The sequence below is a fragment of the Mesorhizobium sp. M1A.F.Ca.IN.020.06.1.1 genome (genome assembly GCF_004023265.1).
Lineage (GTDB): Bacteria > Pseudomonadota > Alphaproteobacteria > Rhizobiales > Rhizobiaceae > Mesorhizobium.
In genome coordinates this window covers 1-1,229 of sequence record NZ_RZSR01001323.1, presented here as the reverse complement: position 1 = coordinate 1,229, position 1,229 = coordinate 1, and the positions used below count along the sequence as shown (strand labels likewise).

Annotated in this window: 1 protein-coding gene; it reads right to left on the bottom strand. The window is 64.7% G+C overall.

What is annotated here, in order from left to right; translation table 11 throughout:
* Positions 1-125: 125 nt before the first annotated feature.
* Positions 126-1,229, bottom strand: a 1,104-nt coding sequence (gene mgtE, locus EOA60_RS33670) for a magnesium transporter (RefSeq protein ID WP_128312658.1), incomplete at its 5' end; no start/stop codon positions are given.

The window sequence follows — 1,229 nt, the reverse complement described above, 5'->3', positions numbered from 1 at the left end:
CCCGACAGCGGCGGAGGAGCTGGTCACCATGTACAAGCCGACCTATCGCGTGAAGAACGGGGAGCGGGTTTGAAGCCAAGCCGGGAAGGCGCCGCCGGCCATGCCGGCGGCGCGAAGCTTCTTGGCTAGAGGAGCGTGCCGCGCAGGATCACCAGAGCCACCGAGAAATAGATCACCAGCCCGGTGACATCGACCAGCGTGGCGACGAACGGTGCCGAGGCGCTTGCCGGATCGAAGCCGATGCGCTTCAGCGCGAAAGGCAGCATCGATCCCGACAGCGAGCCGAAGGTCACGATGCCGACCAGCGCCGCGCCAACCGTTGCCGCGATCAGCATCCAATGCGGGCCATAGTCGTAGAAGCCGAAATACTGCCAGAGCGCGATGCGGCAGATGCCGACTATGCCGAGGATCGAGCCGAGCACCAAACCGGTCGGCAGCTCGCGCAAGGCGACACGCCACCAGTCGCGAAGGCCGATCTCGCGCAGTGCCAGCGCGCGGATGACGAGCGAGGTCGCCTGCGAGCCGGAATTGCCGCCCGAGCTCATGATCAGCGGGATGAAGAGGGTGAGCACGATCGCCTTCTCCAACTCGCCCTCGTAGCTCTGCATGGCGTTCGCCGTGAGCATCTCGCTGAGGAACAGTGCGCATAGCCAGCCGGCCCGCTTCTGGATCATGGCGAGAAAGCCCATCTTCATATAGGGCTCGTCCAGCGCCTCCATGCCGCCGAAACGATGAACGTCTTCGGTCGTTTCCTCGACCATGGTGTCGATGATGTCGTCGATGGTGACGATGCCGAGGATCTTGCCGTGATCCACAACCGGCAGGGCGAGCAGATCGTATTTGGAGATCGTCTGCGCCAGCGTTTCGCGATCGGTCAGCGGCGTGACCGTGACCGGCATGCGATCCGGCGCCACCGACAGGATCGAGTCCAGAGGCTCGCCGGTGATCAGCCGGCGCAAGCCCGTCGCCCGCAGCAGGAGCTGCGTCTCCTTGTCGGTGATGTAAATCGCATAGACGGTCTCGCGCGTGCGCTCGACTTTGCGGATGTGGTCGAGCGTGCGGCCGACGGTCCAGTCCGAAGGCACGCTGACGAACTCGGTCGTCATGATCGAGGCGGCGCTGCCTTCGGGATAACCGAGAATCGAAAGCAGCGTCGCGCGCAGCGGTGGGGCAAGCGCGCCAAGCAGTTCCGAGCGCGGTGGCTCATCGAGCTCGCGCAGGATGTCGGC